We start from the raw sequence: 7,252 nt of genomic DNA on the forward strand, positions 1-7,252 counted from the left end.
ACTCGCAAATAAACCACAAGAAAGCGCAGATATAATGAGAAACTCGCAAATAAACCACAAGAAAGCGCAGATATAATGTAAAACCCGCAAATAAATCATGAGAAAGCGCAGATAAAATGAGAAACTCACCGATAAATCATGACAACCCGCCAATAAAACCTCAGCAAAAGGCCGCAAAAAAGCTTATCACGCAACGGTGATAAGCTTTTTAAAGTTATTATAAGGGTTTCACTAAATCTGAGCGAATCCAGACGAAGTTGGCGGGTGGGTTGTTGTCTGAGTAAACTTTGTACCAGATGTAGCCGTCACTGCCGATTGTTTCTTCTACGATGGCTACGGGATAGCCGAATAGACCTGATTCACCTATCACTTTTGCTTTATATGTGAAGGCAATTGGTGATGAAGTGGATGGCTCCATACGTGCATTTACAGGTTCTCCATTGTTAAGGACCATTGCTAGGCGACCTTGCTTATGATCTTTGCGACCGAAGCGAATGTCTAGACGGTACATGTGACCTGCAATTTTACTACCCCAGAATGGGTCTGATGCATAATGAACATTCATGCCTGTTGTTTTATTACCTGGTACAGCACCTTTTGCATAGCCACCTGATTGAGGGGCGTAGTTTTTATTGACATATTGATTGATGAAAGCGAGTACGCTGTCATTCGGTGTTGCGTATGTTGAGCCTGCCGCTTCGTTGGCATCAAAAACGCGGATGCCGAAAATATTATTTTTTTGAAGAGCATGTGTACTCATACCATAATCACTTTCATGTATCGCTGTTGCTAAAATAAATAATGCATTCACGCGATGCTCTTGTTCCATTGTTTTTAGGAATTGACCTAATCCAAGGAGGCGAGATTCCGTTAAAATATTGGCATAGCGTGGTGCTAATGTACGGCGCTCTTCAAGGATTGTATGAATCATATAATCTAGCTCTTCTGCCGTATAGTTCGTTGGTTGGCGTAAAGAGGCAAATTGGAAATATTGATAGTGCTGACCTACAAGCTGATCGTTCGCATTATAGAAATGCACACCGTCAGTTCCGTAATAATGAACACCTGCTGCCATAAAGCTTGGCGCTTCTCCCATTACGTATTCTCCAATGAATGCTTGTTTAATATGATCGTAGAGCTTATGAGATAGCATACCATTTGCTACATAGTAGTAGTCCCGTCCTTTAATCAAGGAAGTAGGTGTTAGCGTAATCTCACTTAGCTTTGCATAGCCTTTTGTATCGCCAGCTTGGACGATTGCATACTTATCATTACTGCCAAAATATTTTAGCTCAGAGCCTTCGACAACGTATGTTAAAGCATTTGTAAAATCTTTATTGCCATAGATTGTCACTGTATTTGCTGCTACATCCGCAGCAGAGGCGATACCCGAATTCATTTTAATAATTTTATCACCTTGGAATAGCAAATTAATGCTATTTGCTACTTGGTAGGCAGCTTCTGCTTGTTCATATGTAACATATACAGTTGGCTGCTTTGTAATGTTTGAGCCAGAAATAGCACCTACATAATAACTATTGTTATTTGTTTCTACAGGTGGTGGCGTAGGCTGTGGTGTATTATTCTCTGGTTCAGCTTGTCCATATTGCTGTGTGACAACATGTGTACGATATAAAAATGCTGCGGCATGAGCGATTGTCGCAGAGCCTTGAGGATTGAAAAATACACCTTTTTTCTCATGTGAGCCACGAATAATATTATAGTAAACAGATGTAGCTACTGCTTCATGAAATTGCTTGCTAATCTTATGATTATCATTAAATGTTAATGGCGCTGAGTTCAGCGGAACATTTAAATAACGCAAAGCTTTATAGAGCATTGCTGCCATATGTTGGCGCGTGATTTTTTCGTGTGGGCGGAATGTTCCGTCAGGGTAGCCACCTAAAATGCCAGAGCCTGCTGCTGCTTGTATTTCAAATGTTAAAGGATCACCGACTTTTAAATCTGAAAATTGGTATTTATCTGATGCAGGTAAGTTAAATGCACGAGTAATATAAGCAGCAAATTCGCCACGTGTTACAGCGCGGTTAGGATTGTAATTTCCTTTACTATCAGGCAAGATGACACCTAAATCTGCCCAATGTGTCAATTCATTTACCATCTGATGTCCTTTAATATCGTTCGCATAAGATGAAGATGGCATGACCACCGTTAGCATTAAAATTATGGCGATGACAAGGGTTGTTATTTTTTTGATCATAAAAAGATCCTCCTTTCAATCTATAATAGTTTAACAGCATTTTTAATAGATGAATAGGAAGGAAATGCTTTGTAATGATATTGTAACGTCAGAGGGAAATACATGTGGCAAATGTTTTCTTTTAACATTCGCAATTTCGTTGTAATAACGATGTAACCATATTATACTTAAAAACGTCTTATATTTATAATAGTTAGTAGTTGCAACCATATACATAGAAGGCACGTTTCATCTTGATTCAGCAAAAAACATCCATTTCTAATGATTATGTAGCCTTTTATTGAGCGGATATTCAAATACTTGCTGAGTAACCAACATGGTGTTGGTCTAGGCCCCCGACAGAGGTCATGGATTTTGAAGAGGGGTCTGCATGATGCAGATCAATTGTTACAGGAAGTGACGCTTTTAGGCTAACTTCCACTACTTGGCTCGAAAAATTCTGGACTAGAGTTAGTCGAGGCGAAATTGATTTAAGAGAGAGAAAATGAAAGAGAGGGTTCATATCTATAATGAAAGATTTGTCAGTGAAAATTGGGAAGCAGGAGTGGCTTGAAATAGCGTTGGCAATTGCTGTATTAATTGCGGCGACAATTATCCCTTCCAAAATTGCATTAATTAGTACGGCGGTATTTTTCACGCTATTTGCTTTCTTTAAGCCATTCCAAAGCTTAGTTATCCTAATCCCATATGTTATTTTTAGGTCATTTTTTATTGAATTGAACCCAGGGATGAAATTAATAGGGGATTTAATTACGTTTGTTGTGCTCGTGAGATTACTATTATTTAATATTAAAAATTTCAAAGCATTTTTCCACTTCAAAAAGTTTGAGCTAGCATTTTTCCTATTTTTAATTTTTGGCGCAGTGATTGGCTATGTTAATGGTGTTAGTTTAGGCTCTATTTTATTCCAAGTACGTACATTTTTAATTATGTATTTACTATATTATGTGTTAAGCCGTAGTAAATTGCCTGCAAACTTCTTCACAAAGCTAGCATGGATTACGCTTTTGTCAGGTATCGTGCTATTTGTTCAAGGAATTGTAGAGAAATTGTCAATGCGTATGCTGTGGATGCCTGAAGTGTGGACGCAAAAGGTCTTGTCATCAACAAACTTTGTGCGTATTTACGGTTTACTTAATAATCCAAACTCACTCGCATTAGTGATGTTCTTTGCCATTTGTGCAGCTGCCTTCCTTCGCTTTGTGTATAAGGATGGACAATATAAATATGTGTTTATCGTATCGCAAGTAGCGTTTACAGGAATGCTGCTACTCACATTATCTCGTGGAGCATGGATTGCTTCTGTAACGTTTGTTGTATTATTTATATTGCTCGCACGCAATTGGAAAATGCTAAAAAATGTTGCGATAACACTTGTAGTAGCTATTGTGTTCGTGTATTTACCAACAAATTTGGGTGTGCAATATTTACAAAGCATTGGTGTAGAGAATGATGTAGCACCTGAGGATATTGGTGGCGGCATTAGCAATCGCTTTGTTGAAACTATTGATGAAGATAATTTAGCATTAATGAATGAAAGTGGTCGCGTATTCTATATTAAAAAAGGCTTTGAAGTACTGAAAGATTATCCGATTACAGGGGCAGGCTTCGGTACATTTGGTGGCTCTGCAACATTAAGCTATGATTCACCGATTTATGAAAAGTATAATATTCGTTCAGATATTTATGGTGGTAAAAACTTCTATTCAGATAATCAATATATTCAAGTTATTGCTGAAACAGGAGCAGTTGGCGTCTTATTATTTGCAGGTTTCCTATTATTGATGGTTTGGATGTTCTGGAAGGAACGTCGTGCAACGTTTGGACAGTATATGTTTGCCCTTTGGTTTGCAACAGGTGTGTGCGGATTCTTCTATAATATTTGGGAATTGAAAGTATACACAATGTTCTTCTTCATGATTTTTGCCATTTTCGCAAGCAACCGTCATTTATATCCAATGCTCGATTTGAATAAGGACGGGGAATAAGTGATTCATCTAGGTGTCGAGAAAGGCAAATTCTTTTTCGACACCTTTATTTTTAGATGAAAGTAAAGGCTTTGTTGCAAGAAAGACACATGTTTGTAATAGAATATTATCCAAAAATTTGTTAATGTAATAGAATGAAAGATTTTGAAATAAGAGAGGAAGTGACGTGCTTCGATTTTCATTGGAGCGGAAAAATGAAACGCATATTTTTAGGGTTACTAAGTGCAATGTTGATGTTTTCAATGGTATTAGGGGGAGCAACGAGCGGGTATGCATTCCAAACGACAAATGATTCTTATCCACTGTCGCAAGGAGTAAAGTATTCGAATTATACATATACGCAATCAAAAGTAAATCATTTGCAAGTTGATTTAGCGAATCCGTATACGAAATTAACAGTCGGTTTGCCATCACCAATTAACTCGGTGTTGACGACGACAGATCAGGCAAATCGCAATTCAAAGGAAGGGAATCGTGTTGTAGGTGCGATTAACTCAAACTTCTTTAATATGGGGGATGGCTATCCTCTTTATTTATTAGCGCAAAATAACGCAATTGTGACACCAAGCGTTATTTCTTCATCTAGCTCTAACTATGTGAGCCAGCCGATTGCTTTTGGTATTACTTCGAATGGCAATGCAGAAATTGCTTACTATAATAGCAATGTTGTTGTGAACTATAAAGGTGAGGACATTAAAGTAAGCGGCTTAAACGTGAATCGTGGTACAGATCAAGCGATTATTTATACACCACAACATCATAGCTCACAAACACCAAATGGTGGTAAAGGTATGGAGTTTATTGTTGAGACAGGCAATACGATTGGTGCTACTCGCTTTGGTCAAACGATGACAGGAAAAGTAACTGCAATTCGTGGTTATGATGATGAAAAGAAAGCAAGAATTCCACGTAATGGTTTCGTACTATCATTTAACGGCTCAAAATGGGGCGATAAATTCCGTGATATTAAAATTGGTGACGATATTTCTGTCACATTTACGATTGATGATCGTTGGATGGGGGCAGAATTTATCATGGCAAGTGGACCATTACTTGTACTTGATGGAAAAGTCAACTTAACAATGGATGCGAATAGTTCACGTGCAAAAGAAATAGCTCCACGTACTGCTGTCGCAATTAGCAAAGACAAAAAAACGGTTCATCTTATTACAGTGGATGGACGTCAAGGCTCTAGTAAAGGGATGACATTAACGCAGTTTGCTAACTATTTAGCAAGATTAGGTGTAGACCGAGCAATTAACCTTGATGGTGGTGGCTCTACAGCGATGGGGATTCGCAAATATGGTAGCAATACGGTCGTATTAGCGAACAGTCCATCTGGTGGCTCGCAACGTCGCGTATCTGGGATTTTACAGGCAGTGAGCACAGGGGCGACAGGTACTGCTACAACAATGAAAGTAACGCGTGATCAAGTAGGCTCTTTATTAGTTGGTGCAAGCGTGAAGCTAACGCCTGAATATGTGCTAGATGAGCATTACAATCCACTGCCAGTCAATGCGAGTAATTTTGCTGTGACGGCACAAAATGGTCATGTTACAGTAAATGGTCTCAGCTTTACAGGTGCGAGTGCAGGTAGTGAACGTGTAACAGTAGCGAATGGCAAGGCAACACAAACAATGACATTTAATGTCTTGGATGCGCCAGTCAGTTTGAAAATTTCAACACCTGCCACAACAATTGACCCTGGCGCTTCATTGCAATTAAAGGCAACGGCAGCAGGGCAAAACAACGAGAATTTAATTTACGCTCCATCTCAAATGGAATGGTTTGTTGATAGTCAGTATGGAACAATCTCGCAGACAGGTTTATTCAAATCAAATGGTAAGCTTGGGAAAGTAGCAATTCAAGCAAAGCTAGGTACAAAAACAGTCACGCAAGAAATCGAAGTGAAACAAACGTTTAACCAGCAAGTATTTGCTATTTCTAATTTTGAGAAGGCTGATGAATGGCGTGTAGAAACGGCATTAACAACGGCTAAAGCAACTTTAGAAAATGCAAAAACAATTGGTAAACAAGGCAATCATTCAATGAAATTGACATATGATATGACGGGCAATAAAGAAGGAACAGCGGCCGCTTATTTACGTTTAAATTCATTAATTCAATTACCAGCAGAACCAATTAAGCTTGGTGTCTGGGTATATGGTGATGGCAATGGTACTTGGGTACGAGGTCAAATTCGTGATATAGCAGGTGGTAAGCATACGGTTGACTTTACGCAAGAAAACGGTCAAACATGGACTGGTTGGAAATATGTTGAGGCAAATGTTCCAAAAGATATTCCGAAACCAATTTCAATCGAATCGATTTATATTGCACAACCAACTGTAGCGAAACAAAAAGCGGGTACAATATACTTTGATAAGCTACAAGCGATTTACTCATCAAATTATGAGGAAGCGCCATTTACAGATATTAGCGCGAAGCATAACTATAAAAAAGAAGTTCAATATTTAGTGGAGAATGGTTTAATTAATGGTTATGGTGATGGCTCATTCAAGCCAGAGCAAGCCTTAACGCGTGCGCATGCAGCTGTATTATTGACACGTGCATTAGGCTTAGATACGAAGTCAGTATCCAATCCAGGCTTTAAAGATGTAGCGACAAGCCATCCTTATTACAAGGAAATCGCAGCGATTGTGAATGCAGGCATAATGAATGGTACTGGCCAAGGGCAATTTGATCCAAATGCGAAGCTAACACGTGCGCAAATGGCAAAGATTTTAGTTGTTGCCTACAATTTAAAAGGGACAACAGCGACAAAATTCAAAGATGTGAGCTCGCAACACTGGTCATATGATTTCGTGCATACATTGGCAGCGAATAACATTACGACGGGCTATGAGGACAATACATTTAAGCCAGGCGTAGAAGTATCACGTGTTCACTTTAGCTTATTCTTATATCGAACAATAACAAAATAAAGTAAAACTTCACTCAGTGGGGGTTTTCCTCATCCCCCACTGAGTGTTAGTTGAACCAATCGGGCTTTTACGGACAGTTATCGCCCACCTATCCTTTT

Annotated in this window: 3 protein-coding genes; 2 read left to right on the plus strand and 1 reads right to left on the minus strand. The window is 38.8% G+C overall.

The window, feature by feature from the left end; translation table 11 throughout:
- Positions 1–217 precede the first annotated feature (217 nt).
- Positions 218–2,221 (minus strand): S-layer homology domain-containing protein, encoded by a 2,004-nt coding sequence (locus C9J34_RS18880; RefSeq protein WP_107841732.1) that lies wholly within the window; start codon positions 2,219–2,221, stop codon positions 218–220.
- Positions 2,222–2,730: 509 nt separating this feature from the next.
- On the opposite strand from C9J34_RS18880, the gene C9J34_RS18885 reads away from it, so the two are divergent.
- Positions 2,731–4,209, plus strand: a complete 1,479-nt coding sequence (locus tag C9J34_RS18885; protein WP_107841733.1) for an O-antigen ligase family protein — start codon at positions 2,731–2,733, stop codon at positions 4,207–4,209.
- A gap of 194 nt (positions 4,210–4,403) precedes the next feature.
- On the plus strand, positions 4,404–7,154 hold the full coding sequence (locus C9J34_RS22470) for an S-layer homology domain-containing protein (protein ID WP_238600711.1): 2,751 nt from the start codon (positions 4,404–4,406) through the stop codon (positions 7,152–7,154).
- Positions 7,155–7,252 lie beyond the last annotated feature (98 nt).

The sequence above is a fragment of the Metasolibacillus meyeri genome (assembly GCF_003049505.1).
Lineage (GTDB): Bacteria > Bacillota > Bacilli > Bacillales_A > Planococcaceae > Metasolibacillus > Metasolibacillus meyeri.

Bases quoted from the DNA above. Each gene is read 5' to 3' on its own strand.
- C9J34_RS18880 (WP_107841732.1), bottom strand. From the start codon at position 2,221: ATGATCAAAAAAATAACAACCCTTGTCATCGCCATAATTTTAATGCTA.
- C9J34_RS18885 (WP_107841733.1), top strand. From the start codon at position 2,731: ATGAAAGATTTGTCAGTGAAAATTGGGAAGCAGGAGTGGCTTGAAATA.
- C9J34_RS22470 (WP_238600711.1), top strand. From the start codon at position 4,404: ATGAAACGCATATTTTTAGGGTTACTAAGTGCAATGTTGATGTTTTCA.